Source organism: Limnobaculum eriocheiris (genome assembly GCF_021010575.1).
GTDB classification, from domain to species: Bacteria; Pseudomonadota; Gammaproteobacteria; order Enterobacterales; family Enterobacteriaceae; genus Limnobaculum; species Limnobaculum eriocheiris.
Genome location: NZ_JAJNAG010000029.1, coordinates 13,346 through 35,375, shown reverse-complemented (window position 1 = coordinate 35,375; position 22,030 = coordinate 13,346). Strand labels below are relative to the sequence as shown.

The following is a 22,030-nucleotide window of genomic DNA, read 5'->3' as shown; positions in this document are numbered from 1 at the left end:
TTTTTTATTTTTAACTACGAAGTTCATTTCAAGCAAAAGGTCTATTCGTGACGTTATTTCCCTATCAGCGACTTGCTTATCTATTCGATGCCATACAGTCAGAAACGCTGCCACAGGAGGAGCTGGCTAAACGTTTTGATGTATCAACCCGAACCATTCGTACTGATGTTACAGCATTGAATGACGTTCTGGCTGGCTATGGTGCAAGCGTGACTTATGAACGGAGATTGGGCTATCGCCTGAAAGTGGACGATCCACAGGCCTTTGCTGCCTTACCAATGCAGAAATATCAGGTAAAAAGCATACCCCGCACGGCAAAAGAGCGGGTAGATGCTTTGCTATTAAAGTTTTTAATGGCTTCATTACCGATTAAGCTGGATGACATTGCCGAAGAATGGTTCGTCAGTCGGGGAACCCTGCAACATGATATGACCTCGGTAAGAGAGCAGTTAAGCAAATATCAGCTAACGCTGGATACGGTTCCTCGTCAGGGGATCAAGCTGACGGGCGGTGAGTCGGCTATTCGTGCCTGTATTACTGATATTTTATGGCATCAGTTTTCTATGGAAAACGAACGCTCGCTGAATAACTTTAAGCAGGAAATTCTGGCTAATATCGATCTTAACTATATCGAAAAAGTGCTACAAAACAGCGTTAATCGCTTTGATATTCGCCTGACTAATGAAGGGCGTCAGTATCTGATTATCAACTGTGCCGTCTCTATTTTACGCATTACTCGCGGTCATGAAATTGTTAGTTATGATGCCGAAGGTATTGATAGCGTAATTAAGAGTACTGCCAGTGAAATCTCCAAAGGTTTTGTCTACTTTTTGGGAAATGATGTTTCGTTTGCTGAAGAGGAGTACCTGAGCGTACAGATTTCCGCCCGCCGTATTCCGAATAATGTAGCCTCAACAGAACCAGAGAGTGAAGGTAACAGCGATGAGCTGGTGGATTATATTCTCACCTATATCAATGATTCCTACAATTACGATTTGCGTAACGATATCAAGCTAAAAACCGATCTCTCAACCCATCTGGCGGCAATGTTAACCCGGGTGCGTTATCAAATTAATAGCAAGAACCCGCTATTGTCAGATATTAAGCAATATTATCCCTTTGCCTATGACGTTACGCTAAGTGCAATGGCCAATGTTGAACATAAACTACCTTATCCTATCAGCGAAGATGAGCTGGGATATTTGGCAGTACACATTGGTGTTGCTCTGGAGCGTAATTACAGCGTGGGATATACCCGCCATCCTCACGCCTTAGTGGTGACAGATTCAGGTAATTCAACTATCCGAATGATCGAAGCGAAAATAGTGCGGGAATTTCCTCAGCTTAAATTAAGTCGGGTGATCGACCTGCAAGAGTACGAAGAGCTGTCATCAGTGGATGAGGACTTTGTTATCACCACGGTCAGGCTAACAGAAAAAGATAAACCAATTGTAAAAATAGCCCCATTCCCAACGCCATATCAATTGGAACAGGTAGGGCGACTGGCAATGATAGACAGAACCAAGCCTTATATTCTCGAGCGTTTCTTTGATGAACGACACTTTATGATCGTAAAAGAGAAAATGACTCAGGAAGCTTTATTTAAACGCGTGTGTAAAAAGCTGGAGGCCGATGGTTATATCACCAGGGAATTCTATCCTTCCTTGGTTGAACGGGAATCTATCGTTTCAACGCTGTTGGGTGAAGGCATTGCATTACCGCATTCGCTGGGCCTGCTGGCGAACAAAACAGTAGTCGTCACCATACTGGCTCCTAATGGTATTGAGTGGGGTAAGGATAAGAAAGAGACTGCTAATGTGATATTTCTGTTGGCGATCAGTAAAGCTGAGTATGAAGAGGCAATGGCAATTTACGATCTATTTGTTACCTTCGTGCGGGAAAAAGCCACCAAAAGACTACTGAATAGTAAGAGTTTTAATGATTTTCAGGTGATTGCAAAAGATAGCCTTGGTCGAAGTGCATAGCGTTACTATTTATTAATGAATCTGTGGGAAAAATAATAGGGAGTAATACAAATTCGTTGTATTTTGTCTATCCGCGTTATAACTCCGGCAGAAAAAGCTAATAGAAATATGAATGGAATTAATAACTTTTATCAGTAAGGCATAAGAGAATTAAGGTTATTTATTACTGCACTACATTCATGTTTGTCTTTTTTCAATATGAAAAATAAATTATTCTGCTAAATTGTGCAGAACATCACTAATACCCATACTTCTCAGGCAGCAAAAATCGAAATGTTATAGGCATGTTGTAGCCCTCCATCATGAAAACACCACCGTATATTTATTCTTTTAATATTAAATTACAGGTGGTTAATAATAAATGATAACCACGCTTACATTATTCGAAATGAGTTAATCGTTTACATCTTTGATACACATACTTTTTTTAGTTATTGAATTTCTTTTTTTTGACATTCATCAACGATATCAGCGGGCCAATTGTTATAGTGCAGTAGTGCGGAAATAGAAATTTGAGATTATAGTTTATTTGTACCAAGTATTAGGTAATTATAGTTCTGATATATTTGTAATTAAGTGTGGAAGCAATCAAGTGATTGTAATTTTAATAAAGCAGATGGTGAGTATAATATGCTACAAATAATTTCCCTGGTGGTTGTCGCAATCACTATTTATTTACTGATAAAACAGTATGAAACGCGGATGGTGTTAATCGGTTCCGGCTTGGTAATGTGCCTGTTAGCACTGACACCAATGGCGGGTTTGGACGCATTCAGTGAACGTATGACCTCAGGTAGTCTGATACAGGCAATCTGTGCGAGTATGGGTTTTGCTTACGTGATGAAGTACACCGAGTGTGATACGCACCTGGTACGTACTTTAACCGGAATGATGAGCCGCATGGGTTTCTTCCTGATCCCAATGACGGTTGTTGTAACCTATTTTATCAACATCGCTATCCCTTCAGCAGCGGGCTGTGCGGCAGCGGTAGGGGCGACGTTAATTCCATTACTGATTGGTGCTCGTATCCACCCGGCCATTGCCGGTGCTGCGGTACTGAGTGGTACTATCGGTTCTTTCTTAAGCCCGGGTATGTCCCATAACGCCTTTGTATCTAACCTGTACAATGAAGTGATGGTGGGTACTGAAGGTTTCACCAAGATGGAAGTTATCGATCTGATTAAACACCATGCGCCAACCAGTATTGCTGTGGGTGTTATCGGTGCTGTTTCTCTGTCAATTGTGGCGCTGGTACGTAAAGAGTTCCGCGTTGAGCTGGCTGAAGGCGTAGAACAAGGCGCTGAAGTTAAAGAGAAGCCAAAAGCTAACTACCTGTATGCTACCGCGCCATTTGTTCCATTAGTGCTGCTGTTGATTGCTGGTTTAACTAACTGGTTCGGCGCAGTTAAAATAACGGTTCCATCAGCGATGGTTATCGGTGCTATTTATGCGCTGGTGATTACTCGTTGCAATCCAACAACCATGACCAAACAATTCTTCAGCGGTATGGGGAATGCATACGGTGATGTTCTGGGTATCATCATTGCAGCAGCCGTGTTTGCTGCCGGTCTGAAAGTGTCTGGTTTAATTGACAGCTTCATTTTCTTCCTGACTAACCATCCTGAACTGGCTCGCTGGGGCGGTACTATTGGTCCATTCCTGATGGGTATCATTACCGGTTCGGGTGATGCTGCAGCATTAGCCTTTAACGAAACCGTTACCCGTCATGCCGCCGATCTGGGATATACCATTCCTGACCTGGGTATGGCGGCGGCTATCGCCGGTGCATTAGGTCGTACTATGTCACCAATTGCTGGTGTAACTATCGTTTGTGCTGGTTTAGCTGCGGCAAACCCGGTTGAGTTAATCAAACGTACAGCTCCGGGTATGCTTATTGCAGTATGTTTCGTGGCTCTGTTTATGTTGTAAACCGTTATGCAGTAACTATCAGATAATAAGGAAGGAAGAGTAATGTCGACTATTGATTTAAACCAATTAGTAACATGGCGTCGTGAACTTCACCGTTTTCCTGAAATCGGTTGGTCCGAATTTACTACTACGGCACGTTTAATTACTGAATTACGCAAGATGGGGCTGGACGTTATCGCTGGTCCAAAAGTGATTAACCCTGAGTTTGTTCGTGGTCGTAAAGCTGACGTAGTAATGCGTGGGTTGGAGCTGGCCAGAGAAAGAGGTGTTGACGAAGCACTGTTAGCTGAGATGGATGAATTAACCGGCTGTATGGCAACATTTGACAGCGGTAAACCTGGTCCGACAGTTGCTCTGCGTTTTGATATTGACTGCGTTAACGTGCAGGAGTGTGCGGTTGGTGAGCACGTTCCTAATAAAGAGGGCTTTTCATCGAAAAGCGCGGGTTTAATGCACGCATGTGGTCATGATGGCCATATGTCCATCGGTTTAGGCATTGCCAAATGGTTAGTTGAGAACGGCAGTTCACTGAGTGGTAAAGTGAAGCTGTTGTTCCAACCGGCTGAAGAGGGCGTTCGCGGTGCAAGACCAATGGCAGAAAGCGGTATTGTTGACGATGCTGATTACTTCCTGGGAATGCACCTTGGCTTTATTGCTAAAACCGGTGAGATCGTTGTTAATCCAAACAGCTTCCTTTGCACCACCAAGTATGACTTCCGTTTCTACGGCGCGCCTGCTCACGCCGGTGCCGAGCCTCATTTAGGTCGTAATGCGCTGGCAGGCGCCTGTCACGCCGCGACTCAAATGCTAGGTATTTCCCGTCACGGTAAAGGTATGTCCCGTATTAACGTGGGTGTTATCCGTGCCGGTGAAGGCCGTAACGTAGTACCGGCTTATGGTGAGCTTCAGGTTGAAGTTCGCGGTGAAGATGAATCTATTAACACCTTCATGGCAGAGCAGGTAGAGCGTATGGCTGCCGGTGCGGCTCATAGTTTTGACTTACGTTTAGAAAGCGAAGTTATGGGTGAAGCGGTTGATCTACAAAACGATAAAGAGCTGGTCGATCTGTTAACCAGCGTAGTGAAGCAAAATCCTGCGCTGACCGTGGTGCCTGAGCGCATCTTTGGCGGCAGTGAAGATGCTACCGTACTGGCTAAACGCGTTCAGCGTCACGGCGGTAAATCACTGTACTTTATTGTGGGTGCGGATCTGAAAGCGGGTCACCATCAGGCAGAGTTTGACTTTGACGAGAAGCAGCTAGAAACCGCTGTAAATCTGTTCATTGGCTGTCTGCAAAAACTGATGGCTAAATAAACATCGTATTGATGTCATTAAGAGCCGCCTTTACGGGCGGCTTTTTTGTCTCTTAAGTTTACAGATTGAACTATTTGGCTGCGCCGGGTATTCGATTCGGCTGGGCATCAAAACTGATGCCAGACTCATTACTGCTGTCATCGCCCATAACGTATAAATAGGTTGGCATAATATCGGCAGGTGTTTTCAACAGACCGGGATCTTCTTGTGGAAAAGCAGAGGCCCTCATGCTGGTACGGGTTCCTCCCGGGTTAATACAGTTAACCCGCAGTGAAGTACCCTGATATTCGTCCGCCAGAACCTGCATCAGGCCTTCGGTAGCGAATTTTGATACTGAGTAAGCCCCCCATCCGCGGCGACCTTTACGGCCTACGCCAGAGCTGCTAAACACCAGCGACGCCTTGGGAGATTTTAGCAATAACGGTAACAGTGCCTGCGTGAGCATAAAACCGGCATTGACGTTTACCTGCATAACCTGTTGCCAGATTTCCGGGTCCTGTGCGCTAATTGGGGCGATCTCTCCCAGCAGGCCAGCGCTGTGTAATAATCCATCCAGACGATTAACCTTGCTGGCAATCTCTTCTGTCAGTCTCTGATAGTCGCTGATTTTTGCCGTTAGTAGATCAAAGGGAAAAATCAGTACAGATTGGTTACCCTGATGAGCAATATCTTGCTGTACTTGTTTAAGTTTGGTTTCACTACGACCAAGTAACAGTAACTGAGCGCCATAGCGTGCATAGGTTAGAGCTGCTTCTTTGCCAATACCGTCACTGGCACCGGTTATCATAATAATTTTGTTATTGAGTAAATTAGACGGTGGCTGGTAGTGCATAGACTCTCCTTACGGTATATTTGTCGGTATCACGAACAGATGACAGGCATAACGAATATAGAATTGTAGCGTATAAACAAACTTTTGCATGAGTAGCAAAAGTGTATAGCTATACTTAATGAGTTATTGTTCATCATGTTAGTTCATTGCGGATTTGATTCAACTATATAGGAATGTGTCTGTGGAGTGGATTTCTCAGTATGGTCTTTTTTTGGCAAAAATTGTGACTTTTGTGGTGGTCGTTGCGGCGGCGGCGTTGCTGGTGGTAAGCCTGAGCCAGCGTAAATCCGGACTTCGAGGGGAGTTAACTCTGGTTGATTTAGGCGAGCAGTATCGCAATATGCAGGAAGATATGCAGTTTGCCCGTTTGCAACCGGCAGAGCAGAAATTATGGCATAAAGAACAAAAGAAAAAGGATAAAGCTGAGGCTAAAAAAGCCAAACTGGCGGCCAAAAATGGTGAAAAGGAAACCCTGAAACCATGCCTTTATGTTTTATCGTTCAAAGGCAGTATTGATGCCCATGAAGTGGAGTCTTTAAGAGAAGAGGTATCCGCTATTCTGGCAGTCGCTAAACCGGGTGATGAAGTATTATTGAAACTGGAAAGCCCCGGAGGAATGGTGCATGGATACGGCCTGGCGGCCTCGCAGTTGAATCGCTTACGTAAAGCCGGTATTCGCCTGACGGCTGCGGTAGATAAGGTTGCCGCCAGCGGTGGTTATATGATGGCCTGTGTAGCCGATCGTATTGTGGCTGCACCTTTTGCGGTGATTGGTTCTATCGGCGTTGTTGCTCAGTTGCCAAACTTCCATCGTTTGCTGAAGAAGAATGATATTGATGTGGAACTGCATACCGCCGGGGAGTTTAAACGTACTCTGACGCTGTTTGGTGAAAACACCGATCAGGGGCGTGAGAAGTTCCGTGAAGAGCTGAATGAAACCCATCAACTGTTTAAAGATTTTGTGCGTGAACAGCGTCCGTCGCTGGATATCGATCAGGTTGCTACGGGAGAGCACTGGTTTGGTATTCAGGCCAAAGAGAAGGGGCTGATTGATGATATTAGTACCAGCGATGATTTAGTGATTGCTCAAATGAAAGATCGTGATGTGATTGGTGTTACCTATGCTCAGCGTAAAAAACTGATGGATCGTCTGACGGGTAGTGTTGCTGAAGGGGCCGACCGCTTGTTGCTAAGGTGGTGGCAGCGAGGGCAGAAGCCGTTAGTGTAGTTGTTATTTTGGATTTTTGAAGATATTCCGACCGTAAAAACAAAGAGCTTATATTACCTTTGTTCTCGGCCGGAAAACCATGGGTACTCAGCATTGGAGTGCATCGGACCTGGATTTCCTACGGGCTGTTACAAAACACTTTTGGGCCAGCGCAAGTGCTGTTCAAACAGGCTTTCGCCTGTTTATCGTTGGCCTTACGGCAACCCCAATGGACAACGTTTTGCGTTGCTCCGAAGGGCAGGCGCCAGTCTGTAAATCTTTCTCTGATTGATTTAGGTAAGAAATTTAGTTAAAAAAAGAAAGTGAGATGGACAACCGCCACAACCGTTATAAACCAACTACACTGAAAAGACTGGACTCGTGGAGGTGGTGTTATGACTCAGCAGATTTTTATCAATTTAGCCGTTCGGGATTTACCCCGTTCCGTTCAATTCTTTACTCAGTTAGGGTTTAGTTTTAATCCCCGATTTACCGATGAGAATGCAACCTGCATGATTGTCAGCGATTCTATTTATGTGATGTTACTAACCCATGCGCGTTTTAGTGATTTTGCACCTAAAGCTATTTGTAATAGTCAGGAAGCAAATGAAGTGTTGATTTGTCTCTCTTGTGAGAGCCGGGAAGCGGTAGATAGTCAGGTAGCGAAAGCGGTTAGTGCCGGTGGAAGTATCTATCGTCAGCCGGAGGATCATGGATTTATGTATGGACATGGTTTTACCGATCCGGACGGGCATGTTTGGGAATTAGTGTATATGGATATATCACAGATGCCAGATTAACCAGCAACCCATTTGCCGGATTGCTGGTAACAGAATCAGATTAATCTTGCAGATGATATTTGCCGGACAACACATGAGCCAGATGTTTAAACATATTAAACACGGCGGTAGTTTTCGGGGTCGGTAGTCCATCTTTATCCAGGAAAAACTCTCCCCGAAAAACCAGCACATCGCCTTTTTGTTCTACATCTGTGGCTTCCATACCGTGAAGAAAATCCTCATGGTTGCGAATAATTTCATTAGCTTCAGTCAATAATGCCTGACGAGAAATCGGTGATGTTTGGTTAAGCATGAATACCTCCATTCAATTTTTACGAATGAGCTATTTTAGTCACCTGAGCCTGCCGGAGCAATGCGTTAAATGGGTTGTAATAATACATTTTTTCCGGTTTGACAGGATGAGTTAATCCCGATAAAAACGGTATTAATATGCTAATTTTGTTGCGTAGCGCTTTTTATCAGGTACAGTTATGGGCTTTCAACAGCAGAGTCAGTATGATGTTTAGCGGTGTTAACTGATTGTAAGTAATATCAATATCACTCTGAATTTGGTGTTACAGGTTGAGATCCTATATCTTCGCTACAATATAGAAGCCATGCTTTCTCATCATTTTGCTGAAATTGAAATGTTGAGTTTCATTTAGAAGGACTAATTTAGGTAAACAATATTATGGGTAAAGCGCTCGTCATTGTGGAGTCCCCGGCTAAGGCCAAAACGATTAATAAATATTTAGGAAATGACTACGTGGTTAAGTCCAGCGTTGGTCATATCCGGGATTTGCCAACGAGTGGTTCGGTCACTAAAAGCAGCGCAGCAACAAAAGGCACCAAAGTAAAAAAGGATGCTAAACAGGCGTTGGTTAACCGAATGGGAATCGATCCCTATCATGACTGGGCGGCGCATTATGAAATTTTGCCTGGTAAAGAAAAAGTCGTTGCTGAATTAAAAGCATTAGCTGAAAAAGCTGATACCATCTATCTCGCAACCGACCTTGACCGCGAAGGGGAAGCTATAGCGTGGCACCTGCGGGAAGTTATTGGTGGTGACGATAATCGCTATCGTCGGGTTGTGTTTAATGAAATTACCAAGAATGCGATTCGTCAGGCGTTTGAAGAGCCGGGCGAACTGAATATTGATAGGGTCAATGCCCAACAGGCGCGTCGTTTTATGGATCGCGTCGTAGGGTATATGGTCTCCCCCTTATTATGGAAAAAAATCGCCCGCGGTTTATCGGCCGGTCGGGTGCAGTCTGTTGCCGTGCGTCTGGTAGTGGAACGCGAACGTGAAATTAAGGCCTTTGTTCCCGAAGAGTATTGGGAACTGCATGCCGATTTAAGTCACGGTAAAGATGTTCCTCTGCAAATGCAGGTGACTCACTTTAATGATAAAGCCTTTAAACCCGTTACCCGTGATGAAACTCATGCTGCGGTTGCGCTGCTGGAAAAAGCGCATTATGAGGTATTAGAACGCGAAGACAAACCAACCAGCAGTAAACCAGGCGCGCCATTTATTACCTCTACATTGCAACAGGCTGCCAGTACTCGTCTGGGCTTTGGGGTGAAGAAAACCATGATGATGGCCCAGCGTCTGTATGAAGCGGGTCATATCACCTATATGCGTACCGACTCAACCAATCTGAGTCAGGATGCATTGGCGATGGTACGCGGTTATATCAGCGATAACTTTGGTGATAAATATCTGCCTGAGCAGCCAAATCAATACAGCAGCAAAGAGAACTCACAGGAAGCGCACGAAGCAATTCGTCCTTCTGATGTGAATGTTCAGGCTGAACAGCTAAAAGATATGGAAGCAGACGCCCAGCGCCTGTATCAGCTGATCTGGCGTCAGTTTGTCTCCTGTCAGATGACTCCGGCTAAATATGATTCCACGACGCTGACGGTCAAAGCGGGCGACTTCCTGCTGAAAGCCAAAGGACGTACGCTGCGTTTTGACGGTTGGACTAAAGTCCTTCCTGCATTACGCAAAAATGATGAGGATAAAACCTTACCGGTAATCGCAGTCGGTACGGCACTGAAGCTGGAACAGTTACTGCCGGGACAACACTTTACTAAACCACCAGCGCGCTTCAGTGAAGCTTCGTTGGTTAAAGAATTGGAAAAACGCGGTATTGGTCGCCCATCCACCTATGCATCGATTATTTCGACTATTCAGGACAGGGGCTATGTTCATACGGAAAACCGTCGTTTCTATGCGGAAAAAATGGGTGAAATCGTAACCGATCGTCTGGAAGAGAACTTCCGTGACCTGATGGACTACGACTTTACTGCCCGTATGGAAAGCGATCTGGATAGTGTGGCAACAAATAAAGCCTCATGGAAAACGGTACTGAATAATTTCTTTAGCGAATTTAATGAGCGGTTGGAGAAGGCCGAGCAAGAACCGGAAGAAGGGGGAATGCGTCCGAATCAGGTGGTGCTGACCTCAATTGATTGCCCAACCTGTAGCCGTAAGATGGGTATTCGTACTGCCAGTACCGGTGTGTTCTTAGGTTGTTCCGGGTATGCATTACCGCCAAAAGAGCGCTGTAAGCAAACTATCAACTTGATTCCTGAGTCTGAAGTGCTGAACGTGCTGGAAGGGGATGATGCAGAAACCAATGCATTGCGTGCTCGTCATCGTTGTAAAAAGTGCGGCACAGCAATGGACAGCTACCTTATTGACAATCAGCGTAAACTTCATGTTTGTGGTAATAACCCTGAATGTGATGGCTATGAAATTGAAGAGGGTGAGTTCCGCATCAAAGGTTATGACGGTCCGGTAATTGAATGTGAGAAGTGCGGTTCTGAAATGCACCTGAAGGTAGGGCGTTTTGGTAAGTACATGGGCTGTACCAATCCGGACTGTAAAAATACCCGTAAGATTTTACGCAACGGCGATATTGCGCCACCGAAGGAAGATCCGGTGCCATTACCGGAATTGCCTTGTGAAAAATCAGATGCCTATTTTGTGTTACGTGACGGTGCGGCAGGTGTATTCCTGGCGGCCAACACTTTTCCGAAATCTCGTGAAACGCGGGCACCTACGGTAGAAGAATTGCGTCGCTTTAAAGATCGTTTACCAGAGAAGCTTCGCTATCTGGCGGATGCGCCGGTTGCCGATCCTGAAGGTAACAAAGCCATTGTTCGTTTTAGTCGTAAAACTAAACAACAATATGTGGCATCTGAAAAGAATGGTAAAGCGACCGGTTGGTCAGTGTTCTACACCGACGGTAAATGGGCTGAAGCACCGAAAAAGTAACGAAAGTTGCTGATTAAGTAGAATATTACTTGATATATAACGCCCTGTGTGTCATTTAACAACAGGGCGTTTTTATTTTTCTGACGGATGGTGGATAAAACAGGTCAGATTTTCTGATAGCGTCTTTAATATCCGAACAAACCTTCAGTGGTGTGATGAGAGGGATGTTTTCACTGAACTGGACAATGGAATATAACCTTTTATTTTCAGTATTGAGATACTTGTTAAGTGGTGGTGTAAAGCATGAAATTACAACAGCTTCGCTATATTGTTGAAGTGGTGAATCATAATCTTAACGTTTCTTCTACAGCCGAGCGCCTCTATACCTCGCAGCCCGGCATCAGCAAGCAAGTTCGAATGCTGGAAGATGAACTGGGCATCCAGATTTTTACCCGCAGTGGTAAACATTTAACCGAAGTGACACCTGCCGGACAGGAAGTGGTACGTATTGCCCGTGAAGTGTTATCTAAAATAGACGCTATCAAATCAGTTGCCGGTGAGCATACTTATCCCGATCAAGGCTCTCTGTATGTCGCCACCACCCATACACAGGCGCGTTATGCGCTACCAAAATCAATTAAAACCTTTATTGAACGCTACCCTAAAGTTTCATTACATATGCATCAGGGGTCACCAACTCAAATAGCGGAAGCGGTATCAAAAGGGAATGCCGATTTTGCTATTGCGACCGAAGCGCTGCATCTGTATGAAGATTTGATTATGTTACCTTGCTACCACTGGAATCGTGCAATCGTTGTGAAGTCCGATCATCCATTAGCCAACAAGAAGCAGGTCAGTATTAAAGAGCTGGCTGAATATCAGTTAGTGACATATACCTTTGGCTTCACCGGACGCTCGGAACTGGACATTGCCTTTAGCCGGGCCGGGCTCACGCCGAAAATTGTTTTCACAGCTACTGATGCCGATGTGATTAAAACTTATGTGCGTTTAGGTTTAGGGGTTGGTGTACTGGCGAATATGGCGGTAGATCCCGTTGAAGATCCTGATTTAGTTGCGTTGGATGCCAGCCATATATTCTCTCACAGCACCACTAAAATTGGTTTCCGCCGTACTACATTCCTGCGCAGTTATATGTACAGCTTTATTGAGGGCTTTGCTCCCCATTTAACCCGCGATGTGGTTGATAAAGCCGTAGCCGCAAGAACTCAGGAAGAGATTGATGCACTATTTAAAAATATTGAGTTACCGGTGAGATAATCTCAGAATGACAGAACGATAAAGCCCGCCAGTTTGGCGGGCTTTATGCCTGCTGATAAGCGAGTTATTTGGACAACAGATGCCCCATTTTGGCAGCTTTAGTATCCAGATACTTTTCGTTTTTAGGATTACGCCCAACCTGTAACGGTACCCGCTCAACGATATTGATACCGGCGTCGGACAGAATCTCAACTTTTTTCGGGTTATTGGTTAGCAGGCGTACTGACTCAACATTTAGCAATTTGAACATATCGGCACATAGCGTAAAGTCACGCTCATCAGCGGCAAAACCCAACTGATGGTTAGCTTCAACCGTATCCGCCCCCTTATCCTGGAGGGCATAGGCGCGAATTTTATTTAACAGGCCAATATTACGACCTTCCTGGCGATGATAGAGCAGGATGCCACGACCTTCTTCCGCGATATGCTGCAATGCTGCCTCAAGTTGGAAACCACAATCACAGCGTAAACTGAATAACGCATCGCCAGTCAGGCATTCTGAATGAATTCGGGCTAATACAGGTTTTGGATCGCTAATGTCACCAAATACCAGTGCTACATGGTCATGCCCTGTGGCCAGCTCTTCAAAACCGACCATAAGAAAATCGCCCCATGGTGTTGGTAGTTTGGCCTCTGCCACTCTTTTTAGCTGCATGATACTCTCCAATAACCTATTGCTACGTTGTGAATCCTGTTTCTTGCCAATATAACAACGAAAATAAACAGTAATTCTAATGCTTATGACTTTATCAGTCAGATAAAACGTATCAGTATAATCTAATCAAACGAATTTTGTTGCTGAATAGTTAAGAAAAAATCAGCGGACAGGGGAGGTATTTTTACTCTTTTTGCCGTTTTTGTGGGATTATAGACCGCAGTTATTATACCAGAACTGAGAAGTAAGATGTTAAACGGGCTTGCAAAGCGAATATCTGTTGGGGTTTTACTCCTTTTAGTGATGCCGGTATTTGTCTGGTTTATTGACTGGACATGGACACCGGATGAAGATAATCCTATTCTTAAGCCCTTGTTCTGGATGACAGAAACCGCCAGTTCTCCCTGGGGAGCAATCACCAGTGCGGTGTTGGCGTTGTGGTTTGTCTGGCGTTTACGGCTGGCGTTTAAGCCGGGTGTTTTGCTGATAGCGATACTGGCGGTGACTATTGTTGGTGGGCAAGGGATCAAATCAGCGATTAAAGAGACCATAGAAGAATCCCGTCCGTTTGTTCTCTGGATGGAGAATGAATATCAGATTGATGATAATGCGTTTTATGCATTACCTCGTAAAGAACGTGCCCGTATTGTAGAGCAGCATCTTAAAGGTGAGGAGCGGGTTCCACCCTGGTTATCTAAACACTGGGAGCGAGAAACCGGTTACTCATTTCCATCAGGCCATACGTTGTTTACTGCGACCTGGGCGCTGTTGGGGATAGGAATGTTATGGCCACGCCGTCGCTATGTCAGCGCTGTTGTTCTGATGGCCTGGGCGGTTACCGTGGCGGGTAGCCGACTGTTGTTGGGAATGCACTGGCCAGAAGATTTAATGGTTTCAGTGTTACTGAGTGGTTTATTGGCTTTTCTTGCCTGTAAAATTGCAAGGTTTTGGGTATTTTCCCCCAAACCTGCAATAGTCATTGTTGGTAAAAAATGTGAAGAATAACGAATACAAAACAATACTATTCGCCACGGCTCGTCAGAGTCAGTAAGATTATGTGATAGTATTATTAGATTAGGTCAGTGATAAACAGCTCATGAAGAAAAAGAGAGATTTTCTATCTGTGAGTAGAAATGCTAAGTTATAGAACACTAATCAAGTATTCTTGGTATAATTCATCCGTTTATCTCTATATTTGGATAGTATTGTGAAATATTTAATAATTGGACTTATCGTCATTGTTATTTTGGTTATCTCAGTAACTTTAGGCGCACATAATGAACAGGTCGTTACGTTTAACTTCCTGATTGCCAAAGGGGATTATGCATTATCCACTTTACTGGCAATATTATTCGGCGGCGGTTTTATTCTGGGGTGGCTGGTCAGCGGTCTGTTTTATCTACGTTTACGCTTGCGCCTGGGCCGGGCAGAACGTCAGATTAAGCGCTTACAGCAAGCTGAAACCTCTTCTCCGCCACCGGTCAGTGAGCCTGCACCTGTGGCATTGCCGCAATCCATTAAGGAATAAGGCTGTATGCTGGAACTGCTGTTTCTGTTGTTGCCCGTGGCTGCCGCATACGGCTGGTATATGGGCCGGAGAGGCGCACAACAGGAGCGGCAGCAGGAAGCAAATAAACTGTCCCGTGGTTATGTGGATGGAGTGAACTTCCTGCTTTCTAACCAACAAGATAAAGCCGTTGATCTCTTTGTCGATATGTTAAAAGAGGACGGCGGCGCTTTTGAAGCCCACCTGACTTTAGGCAACTTATTCCGTTCTCGGGGTGAAGTTGACCGAGCTATTCGTATTCACCAGTCTTTAATTGAAAGTGCCTCCCTGACGTTTGAACAACGTTTGTTGGTTACCCAGCAATTGGGTTGGGACTATATGGCGGCAGGTCTTTACGATCGTGCTGAACAGATGTTTATTCAGTTAATCAATGAAGCAGACTTCCGGGTTCCGGCGTTGAAGCAGTTGCTGATTATTTATCAGGCAACCAGCGACTGGCAGCAGGCAATAGAGATGGCTGAAAAATTGGTTAAAGCGGGAAAAGATGAGTTTCGCCTTGAAATAGCCCATTTTTATTGCGAATTGGCCTTACAGGCCATGGGCTCTGACGATCTGGATAAAGCGATGGGGTTGTTGAAAAAAGCGGCTTCCGCCGATAAAAACTGCGCCCGGGTGTCGATTATGTCCGGTCGTATCTGGATTGCCCGCGGTGATGATGCCAAAGCGATTACTGAGCTTGAGCGAGTGATCGAGCAGGACAAAGACTTTGTCAGCGAAACGATAACCATGCTGTACGAGTGCTATCAACGTTTACAGCAACCTGAACCTTGGGTGGAATATCTGAAACGCTGCGTAGCAGAAAACACCGGCTCTGAAGCAGAGTTAAGACTGGCAGATATGCTGGAGCAAACTGAAGGTCGGGACGTGGCTCAAACCTATATTAACCGCCAACTGCAACTTCATCCAACTACCCGTGGTTTCTATCGCCTGATGGATTACCAACTGGCAGAGGCAGAAGAAGGGCGCGCTAAAGAGAGTCTGCTCGTGTTGCGAGAAATGGTTGGTGAACAAATTCGTATCCGCCCGCGCTACCGTTGTGAAAAATGTGGGCTAACGGCCAATTCGCTTTATTGGCATTGTCCTTCTTGCCGTGCATGGTCTACGGTAAAACCTATTCGTGGGTTAGATGGTCAATAAACAGATGATAGCCTGATAGCGATCGGGCTTTTTTAGTAAAAATGCATTACAGGAAAACAGTATGTCGATGTCGACTTCACCCATAATTGTTGCTCTGGATTATGATAATCAACGTTCAGCACTTGAGCTGGCCGATAAAATAGAACCAAAAGATTGCCGGCTGAAAATTGGTAAAGAGATGTTTTCTCTCTGTGGCCCTGAACTAGTTCGTGAGCTGCATCAGCGTGGATTTGATGTTTTTCTGGATCTGAAATTTCATGATATTCCCAATACGGTAGCGAAGAGCGTCGCAGCGGCGGCCGAGTTGGGCGTATGGATGGTTGATGTGCATGCCAGTGGTGGAGCCCGCATGTTGGAAGCAGCAAAAAAAGCGCTTTTGCCTTATGGTGATTCAGCGCCTAAGCTAATTGCCGTAACGGTATTAACCAGCATGGATGAGAGTGATTTAAGAGGCATTGGTATTACCTCTTCACTGGAAGAGCATGCAGAAAGATTAGCTCGTCTGGCAAAGGATAATGGCCTTGATGGCGTGGTGTGTTCAGCACATGAAGCGCGCCATCTGAAATCACTGTTTGGTCCGGCATTCCAGTTAGTGACACCGGGCATTCGCCCTGTTGGTAGCGATATGGGCGATCAGCGTCGGGTAATGACGCCGCCACAGGCGCTGGATGCGGGTGTTGATTATATGGTTATCGGTCGACCTATCACTCAATCCGCTAATCCTGCACAGGCTTTGCAAGATATTCTGCAAAGCCTGGCATAATTTTTATGGCACTATCATGACAGATAATAACAGTCGTTTAGTCTATTCTACTGATTCTGGGCGAATTGCACCAGAAGAGGTGAAAGTTGAGCGTCCTAAAGGGGATGGTATTGTCAGAATTCAACGGCAAACCAGTGGGCGTAAAGGTAAGGGTGTCTGTATTATTAGCGGCCTGGACCTTGATGATACTGAATTGCAGAAACTGGCCGCTGAACTCAAGAAAAAATGCGGGTGTGGCGGTGCAGTAAAAGACGGTCTGATTGAAATTCAAGGTGATAAACGCGACGAGTTAAAAGTGCTGCTAGAATATAAAGGATTCAAAGTTAAACTGGCCGGTGGTTGAGTTTAAATACTGGAATTTTGGCATGATATCTCACTTTCCCGGTCAAATTTCTGGCAGTCTGTTTTATAGTTTATGTTGATAAAATGAATAAAAAAGCGTTTTATACCGAGTTGCACCGGGATCTGGCCGCTCTGATTGAAGGGGAACCGGATCTGATAGCCACATTTGCTAACACCAGCGCACTTTTATTTGAGCGGCTGGCGTCGGTTAACTGGGTTGGTTTTTACCTGTTGCAAGGTGATGTACTGGTTTTAGGGCCTTTCCAGGGCAAGATTGCCTGTACGCGCATACCTGTTGGTCGGGGCGTTTGCGGTACAGCAGTGAAAGAAAACAGAATTCAACGTATTGATGACGTTCATCAATTTGAAGGACACATTGCCTGTGATAGCGCAAGCAATGCGGAGATAGTGCTTCCTGTTTATCAGGGAAGTAGCATTATCGCTGTTTTAGATATAGATAGTACGATATTTGGTCGTTTTGATAGTGATGATCAACGAGGTTTGGAAAATATTACTGCGTTGCTTTCTCAGCATATCAGCTAATATTTACAGACGGTTATCATCATTAGTTTAAACTTGAAGTGCGGATAACGTAGCTTTTACTGAAAGCGTGATTATAATGGCGCGTAATCTACGCCTGCGCTTTTGGGTGAGTTCGTTGTAATCAGGATATTTCATGGAAAATCAACCTAAGTTGAACAGTAGTAAAGAAGTTATTGCCTATCTGGCAGAAAAATTCCCGCTTTGTTTTACCCTTGAGGGTGAAGCCCGGCCTTTGAAAATTGGAATCTTTCAGGATGTCGTAACCCGGCTGCCTGAAGAGATCCTGTTCAGTAAAACACAACTACGAACTGCGTTACGCTTATATACCTCCAGCTGGCGTTATCTGCACGGTCTGAAATTAAATGCTCAGCGTGTTGATTTAGACGGTGTGGATTGCGGTCTGTTGGAAGAACAGCACGTAGAACATGCGCGTAAACAGTTGGAAGAGGCGAAAGCCCGGGTTCAGGCCCAGCGCGCAGCCCAGCGTAAAGAATCAGGAGAAGCACCTCAGGCGCGTCGTCCTCGTTCGGCGGCTAAAAAAGCTACGCCGGATAGCAAAGTGGTTCAGCCATCGGCTCAACCAAAAGCGAAGGCGAAACCTGCTCCAACACGTTCTACGGCGCCAGTGGTGAAACTGACCGAAAAATTCCGCCCGGCTTCAACTGCGGATATTGCTGCGCTTAAAGCCGGACAAAATGTCAAAGTACGTGCAGGTCAGAGCGCCATGGATGCAACCGTTCTCGAAATCGCTAAAGATGGCGTTCGGGTTCAACTTGCGTCAGGTTTAGCTATGCTGGTTCGAGCAGAGCATTTACAGTTTTAAGTTGGAGGTCAGCTAAAGCATGAGTAACTTAATCCGGTTAACGGCCATTGCAAGCTTATTTCTCGCAGGATTAAGTTATGCTAAGGAAACGACGATAACCCGTGTTGATCAACTTCCTGTTTTAACGCAGGAAGGGCAGCATGCCACGGTCAGTGAACGGGTAACTGCACGCTTTACGCGTTCGCACTATCGTCAGTTTGACCTCGATGATGCATTTTCAGAGAAAATTTTTAATCGTTATCTGAACGTGCTGGATTTTAGCCACAATGTTTTGCTGGCTTCTGATATCGCTAAGTTTGCTGACAGAAAGACCAGGTTGGATGACGAACTAAAGTCCGGTGAGTTGAATACAGCTTACGATCTGTACAACTATGCCCAGAAACGTCGCTTTGAGCGTTTAACCTATGCGTTAACGCTACTGGATAAACCAATGACGTTTGACGGTGATGATTCTATCGAAGTTGACCGCAGCAAAGCGCCATGGCCAACCAGCGTAGAAGAGCTGGATAAACTTTGGTATGAAAAAGTCAAATATGACGAGCTCAACCTGAAGCTGGCGGGCAAAGAGTGGCCAGAAATTAAAGATATTCTGACCAAACGTTATCAGTCAGCCATTAAGCGTTTGAGTCAGGCGAAGAGTGAAGACGTTTTCCAGTCTTTCATTAATGCTTTTGCCCGTGAAATCGATCCGCATACCAGTTACCTCTCTCCTCGGAATACCGAGCAGTTCAATACGGAAATGAGTCTTTCTCTGGAAGGTATTGGTGCCGTATTGCAGATGGAGGATGACTATACGCAAATCAACTCACTGGTTGCCGGTGGTCCTGCGGCCAAGAGTAAATCCATTGCCGTTGGTGATAAAATTGTTGGCGTCGGTCAGCAAGATAAGCCTATGGTGGATGTCATTGGCTGGCGTTTGGATGATGTGGTTGCGTTAATCAAGGGACCAAAAGGCAGTAAAGTTCGTCTGGAGATTCTGCCAGCGGCTAAAGGGGCTAAATCGAAGACGGTTGTGTTAACCCGTGAACGTATTCGCCTTGAAGACCGGGCAGTGAAGATGACGCTGAAAACTGTCGGTAAGAAGAAGGTCGGCGTACTGGATATTCCGGGTTTCTACGTTGGCCTGACGGAAGATGTTAAAACGCAACTGCAGAAACTGATCAAACAAAATGTCGACAGCATTATTATCGATTTACGTACTAACGGCGGTGGGGCATTAACCGAAGCAGTTTCACTGTCCGGATTATTTATTCCAAGTGGTCCGGTAGTACAGGTTCGCGATAATAACGGAAAAATTCGTGAAGACAGTGATACCGATGGCATTGTTTACTATAAAGGTCCATTGGTGGTATTAGTCGATCGCTTTAGTGCTTCTGCATCGGAAATTTTTGCTGCTGCTATGCAGGATTATGGCCGTGCCCTGATCGTTGGTGAACCAACCTTTGGTAAAGGTACCGTACAACAGCACCGTGCTTTAAATCGTATTTACGATCAGATGCTGCGTCCCGACTGGCCTGAGCTGGGCTCAGTGCAGTACACCATTCAAAAATTCTATCGTATTAATGGTGGTAGTACCCAGCGTAAAGGGGTGACGCCAGATATCATCATGCCTACGGGTATTGACCCGGTGGAAACGGGTGAGAGCTTTGAAGATAACGCGCTACCGTGGGACAGCGTAGATAAAGCCACATACACCCTGTTAGGTGATGAATCACGCTATATTCCGACCCTGAAGAAGGACTATGAGGAGCGGATCGCTAAAGATCCTGAGTTTCAGTTCATTATGCAGGATATCGCCCGTTATAAGGCTAATAAGGATAAACGCGCTACTATTTCACTCAACTATGCTAAACGTGAAAAAGAGAGCAGTGAAGATGATGCTATTCGTTTAAAACGCATCAATGACCGTCTGGAGCGCGAAGGTAAAAGTAAGCTTAAATCACTGGAAGAACTACCAAAAGACTATAAAGAAGCCGATCCATATCTGGATGAAACGGTATTGATAGCGGTAGATTTAGCCGATTTAGAAAAGAATGATGCTGCACAAGCCGTCGCGGTGGAACCAGTGAAGAAAGATTAACTGGCAACGTATTTAAAACAACAAGCAAAAGGCGCTCACTTCAAAATGAGCGCCTTTTCTATCCCCACCGAAGCCGGTGAACGACGGATGAAGTGTGAAGTTAATCACCCGTCATTGTAAAGTTATGATCTAATTGTTATATGACTGTTGTTTAGGCTTGAATTTTGGATATTAGCCCATAAGATCTGTCAGGTAACAACATCATTTTATTTCTCTGAGGAAACTATCATTTTATGATGCGTATAGCGTTATTTTTATTAACAAACCTCGCAGTTATGGTGGTTTTTGGCATAGTGTTGAGTTTGACCGGCATCCAGGGGCGTAGTGTCCAGGGTCTCATGATCATGGCCGGTTTGTTTGGCTTCGGTGGTGCATTTGTCTCGTTGCTGATGTCAAAATGGATGGCATTACGTTCTGTTGGCGGGCAGGTGATTGAACAGCCCGCCAATGAAGTTGAACGTTGGTTAGTTGAAACCGTCAGACGTCAGTCACAACAGGCGGGTATTGCGATGCCTCAGGTAGCTATTTATCAGGCACCGGACATTAACGCATTTGCAACGGGGGCCAGACGAAATGCATCTCTGGTTGCCGTTAGTACCGGATTATTGCAAAACATGAGCCGTGATGAAGCCGAAGCGGTTCTGGCTCATGAGATTAGCCATGTTGCTAACGGTGATATGGTGACCATGACTCTGATTCAGGGGGTGGTAAATACCTTCGTTATTTTTGCCTCACGCCTGATTGCTCAGGTAGCGGCTGGTTTTATGAATCGTGATAACGAAAGCTCATCAGGCAACACCATGGTTTATTTTGCGGTGTCTATGGTACTGGAGTTGGTATTTGGTATTTTAGCCAGCATTATTACCATGTGGTTCTCTCGCCATCGTGAATTTAAGGCAGATGCCGGCTCCGCTAAACTGGTCGGTCGAGAGAAGATGATTGCTGCTTTGCAACGCCTGAAAACCAGCTATGAGCCACAGGAAGAGTCAACCATGATGGCTTTTTGTATTAACGGTAAGTCAAAAACCTTTAGTGAACTGTTTTTGTCGCATCCTCCGCTAGACAAACGTATTGAAGCATTACGTGCAGGTACCCACCTGAAGTAAATATAATATTGAATATCAGCAAGCAATCAGGGAGCCTTATGGCTCCCTGATTTTTTAATCGTTAAACAGATATACATCATCATCGCGAAATTCTAATTTAGGATGACGAATTTCATTCAGCACTAAACGATGAGCGCCTTTGCTCTTATAACCGGCAAACAGAATCAGAGAGTCAGCCGGTTTGCCAGAGATAGGAACATCTTTAACGGTAATTTGCGAACCGGGCAGCATTTTTACTGGCCATACGATTAAGTTGCCGGAATTCTCCTTAAGCAACTGCTGTTTTTGCTCAAACCACTGGCTGGCGGTGAGCCCCTCAATTTTTTTCACTAATTTATCGCTGCGCACAGCAACAAAATCGACATTAAGCGGTTTTCCATCATTGGCTTTATCCGTCACGCTAAGTTGAGCAGAACTCATACGAACGTGAGAAGGCATAAAAGAGCAGGCTGATAATGTCAGTCCGAGTG

General features: G+C 45.2%; 20 protein-coding genes. 16 read left to right on the top strand and 4 right to left on the bottom strand.

Translation table 11 applies throughout. The features are described from left to right. The first annotated feature begins 47 nt into the window (after positions 1–47). The 3 genes from LPW36_RS12295 (at position 48) to LPW36_RS12285 (ending at position 5,228) form a co-directional block, all read left to right on the top strand. Complete coding sequence (locus tag LPW36_RS12295) at positions 48–1,985, top strand: BglG family transcription antiterminator (protein WP_230610004.1); 1,938 nt, start codon at positions 48–50, stop codon at positions 1,983–1,985. 630 nt (positions 1,986–2,615) lie between these two features. Beyond that, entirely contained in the window at positions 2,616–3,914 is a 1,299-nt protein-coding gene (gene dcuC, locus LPW36_RS12290; RefSeq protein WP_230610002.1) for a C4-dicarboxylate transporter DcuC, read from the top strand. Between the two features lie 42 nt (positions 3,915–3,956). Continuing rightward, positions 3,957–5,228 (top strand): amidohydrolase, encoded by a 1,272-nt coding sequence (locus tag LPW36_RS12285; RefSeq protein WP_230610001.1) that lies wholly within the window; start codon positions 3,957–3,959, stop codon positions 5,226–5,228. Between the two features lie 70 nt (positions 5,229–5,298). Here LPW36_RS12285 and LPW36_RS12280 read toward each other — a convergent pair whose 3' ends face one another. Further along, a complete protein-coding gene (locus tag LPW36_RS12280; RefSeq protein ID WP_230609999.1) occupies positions 5,299–6,060 on the bottom strand; it encodes a YciK family oxidoreductase in 762 nt (253 codons plus the stop codon). 181 nt (positions 6,061–6,241) lie between these two features. Here LPW36_RS12280 and sohB point away from each other — a divergent pair, with 181 nt between their 5' ends. Together sohB and LPW36_RS12270 are read left to right on the top strand one after the other, a co-directional pair. Then, entirely contained in the window at positions 6,242–7,288 is a 1,047-nt protein-coding gene (gene sohB / locus LPW36_RS12275; protein WP_230609997.1) for a protease SohB, read from the top strand. 374 nt (positions 7,289–7,662) lie between these two features. Next, on the top strand, positions 7,663–8,067 hold the full coding sequence (locus LPW36_RS12270) for a VOC family protein (RefSeq protein ID WP_230609995.1): 405 nt from the start codon (positions 7,663–7,665) through the stop codon (positions 8,065–8,067). A 40-nt stretch (positions 8,068–8,107) separates the two neighbouring features. On the opposite strand, the gene LPW36_RS12265 is transcribed toward LPW36_RS12270, so the two are convergent. Continuing rightward, positions 8,108–8,359: a YciN family protein gene (locus LPW36_RS12265; protein WP_230609993.1), complete on the bottom strand. Its 252-nt coding sequence runs from the start codon at positions 8,357–8,359 to the stop codon at positions 8,108–8,110. Positions 8,360–8,737: 378 nt separating this feature from the next. On the opposite strand from LPW36_RS12265, the gene topA reads away from it, so the two are divergent. Then, positions 8,738–11,326, top strand: a complete 2,589-nt coding sequence (gene topA / locus LPW36_RS12260) for a type I DNA topoisomerase (RefSeq protein WP_230609991.1) — start codon at positions 8,738–8,740, stop codon at positions 11,324–11,326. Between the two features lie 243 nt (positions 11,327–11,569). Continuing rightward, entirely contained in the window at positions 11,570–12,544 is a 975-nt protein-coding gene (cysB, locus tag LPW36_RS12255; protein WP_230609989.1) for an HTH-type transcriptional regulator CysB, read from the top strand. A 64-nt stretch (positions 12,545–12,608) separates the two neighbouring features. Here cysB and ribA read toward each other — a convergent pair whose 3' ends face one another. Next, entirely contained in the window at positions 12,609–13,199 is a 591-nt protein-coding gene (gene ribA, locus LPW36_RS12250) for a GTP cyclohydrolase II (protein ID WP_230609987.1), read from the bottom strand. 249 nt (positions 13,200–13,448) lie between these two features. On the opposite strand from ribA, the gene pgpB reads away from it, so the two are divergent. The 9 genes from pgpB to htpX all read left to right on the top strand — a co-directional run bounded on the left by pgpB (position 13,449) and on the right by htpX (position 21,560). Then, positions 13,449–14,204, top strand: a complete 756-nt coding sequence (gene pgpB / locus LPW36_RS12245; RefSeq protein ID WP_230609985.1) for a phosphatidylglycerophosphatase B — start codon at positions 13,449–13,451, stop codon at positions 14,202–14,204. Positions 14,205–14,406: 202 nt separating this feature from the next. After that, positions 14,407–14,727: a LapA family protein gene (locus tag LPW36_RS12240; protein WP_230609983.1), complete on the top strand. Its 321-nt coding sequence runs from the start codon at positions 14,407–14,409 to the stop codon at positions 14,725–14,727. 6 nt (positions 14,728–14,733) lie between these two features. Further along, a complete protein-coding gene (lapB, locus tag LPW36_RS12235) occupies positions 14,734–15,903 on the top strand; it encodes a lipopolysaccharide assembly protein LapB (protein WP_230609980.1) in 1,170 nt (389 codons plus the stop codon). A 61-nt stretch (positions 15,904–15,964) separates the two neighbouring features. Then, a complete protein-coding gene (gene pyrF, locus LPW36_RS12230; protein WP_230609978.1) occupies positions 15,965–16,666 on the top strand; it encodes an orotidine-5'-phosphate decarboxylase in 702 nt (233 codons plus the stop codon). A 16-nt stretch (positions 16,667–16,682) separates the two neighbouring features. Beyond that, positions 16,683–17,009: a stress response translation initiation inhibitor YciH gene (yciH, locus tag LPW36_RS12225; RefSeq protein ID WP_230609977.1), complete on the top strand. Its 327-nt coding sequence runs from the start codon at positions 16,683–16,685 to the stop codon at positions 17,007–17,009. A gap of 83 nt (positions 17,010–17,092) precedes the next feature. Beyond that, positions 17,093–17,551, top strand: coding sequence for a GAF domain-containing protein (locus tag LPW36_RS12220; RefSeq protein WP_230609975.1), 459 nt, complete (start codon positions 17,093–17,095; stop codon positions 17,549–17,551). 133 nt (positions 17,552–17,684) lie between these two features. Next, a complete protein-coding gene (gene proQ / locus LPW36_RS12215) occupies positions 17,685–18,374 on the top strand; it encodes an RNA chaperone ProQ (RefSeq protein WP_230609973.1) in 690 nt (229 codons plus the stop codon). A gap of 19 nt (positions 18,375–18,393) precedes the next feature. Beyond that, positions 18,394–20,454 (top strand): carboxy terminal-processing peptidase, encoded by a 2,061-nt coding sequence (gene prc, locus LPW36_RS12210; RefSeq protein ID WP_230609971.1) that lies wholly within the window; start codon positions 18,394–18,396, stop codon positions 20,452–20,454. A gap of 233 nt (positions 20,455–20,687) precedes the next feature. Next, the gene (gene htpX, locus LPW36_RS12205; RefSeq protein WP_230609969.1) at positions 20,688–21,560 is read left to right on the top strand and encodes a protease HtpX; all 873 of its coding nucleotides are present in this window, start codon (positions 20,688–20,690) and stop codon (positions 21,558–21,560) included. A gap of 54 nt (positions 21,561–21,614) precedes the next feature. On the opposite strand, the gene LPW36_RS12200 is transcribed toward htpX, so the two are convergent. Continuing rightward, positions 21,615–21,998 (bottom strand): hypothetical protein, encoded by a 384-nt coding sequence (locus tag LPW36_RS12200; protein WP_230609968.1) that lies wholly within the window; start codon positions 21,996–21,998, stop codon positions 21,615–21,617. Between the last annotated feature and the right edge of the window lie 32 nt (positions 21,999–22,030).

Bases quoted from the DNA above. Each gene is read 5' to 3' on its own strand.
- dcuC (WP_230610002.1), top strand. From the start codon at position 2,616: ATGCTACAAATAATTTCCCTGGTGGTTGTCGCAATCACTATTTATTTA.
- LPW36_RS12285 (WP_230610001.1), top strand. From the start codon at position 3,957: ATGTCGACTATTGATTTAAACCAATTAGTAACATGGCGTCGTGAACTT.
- LPW36_RS12280 (WP_230609999.1), bottom strand. From the start codon at position 6,060: ATGCACTACCAGCCACCGTCTAATTTACTCAATAACAAAATTATTATG.
- LPW36_RS12270 (WP_230609995.1), top strand. From the start codon at position 7,663: ATGACTCAGCAGATTTTTATCAATTTAGCCGTTCGGGATTTACCCCGT.
- LPW36_RS12265 (WP_230609993.1), bottom strand. From the start codon at position 8,359: ATGCTTAACCAAACATCACCGATTTCTCGTCAGGCATTATTGACTGAA.
- topA (WP_230609991.1), top strand. From the start codon at position 8,738: ATGGGTAAAGCGCTCGTCATTGTGGAGTCCCCGGCTAAGGCCAAAACG.
- cysB (WP_230609989.1), top strand. From the start codon at position 11,570: ATGAAATTACAACAGCTTCGCTATATTGTTGAAGTGGTGAATCATAAT.
- ribA (WP_230609987.1), bottom strand. From the start codon at position 13,199: ATGCAGCTAAAAAGAGTGGCAGAGGCCAAACTACCAACACCATGGGGC.
- pgpB (WP_230609985.1), top strand. From the start codon at position 13,449: ATGTTAAACGGGCTTGCAAAGCGAATATCTGTTGGGGTTTTACTCCTT.
- lapB (WP_230609980.1), top strand. From the start codon at position 14,734: ATGCTGGAACTGCTGTTTCTGTTGTTGCCCGTGGCTGCCGCATACGGC.
- pyrF (WP_230609978.1), top strand. From the start codon at position 15,965: ATGTCGATGTCGACTTCACCCATAATTGTTGCTCTGGATTATGATAAT.
- yciH (WP_230609977.1), top strand. From the start codon at position 16,683: ATGACAGATAATAACAGTCGTTTAGTCTATTCTACTGATTCTGGGCGA.
- LPW36_RS12220 (WP_230609975.1), top strand. From the start codon at position 17,093: ATGAATAAAAAAGCGTTTTATACCGAGTTGCACCGGGATCTGGCCGCT.
- proQ (WP_230609973.1), top strand. From the start codon at position 17,685: ATGGAAAATCAACCTAAGTTGAACAGTAGTAAAGAAGTTATTGCCTAT.
- prc (WP_230609971.1), top strand. From the start codon at position 18,394: ATGAGTAACTTAATCCGGTTAACGGCCATTGCAAGCTTATTTCTCGCA.
- htpX (WP_230609969.1), top strand. From the start codon at position 20,688: ATGATGCGTATAGCGTTATTTTTATTAACAAACCTCGCAGTTATGGTG.
- LPW36_RS12200 (WP_230609968.1), bottom strand. From the start codon at position 21,998: ATGCCTTCTCACGTTCGTATGAGTTCTGCTCAACTTAGCGTGACGGAT.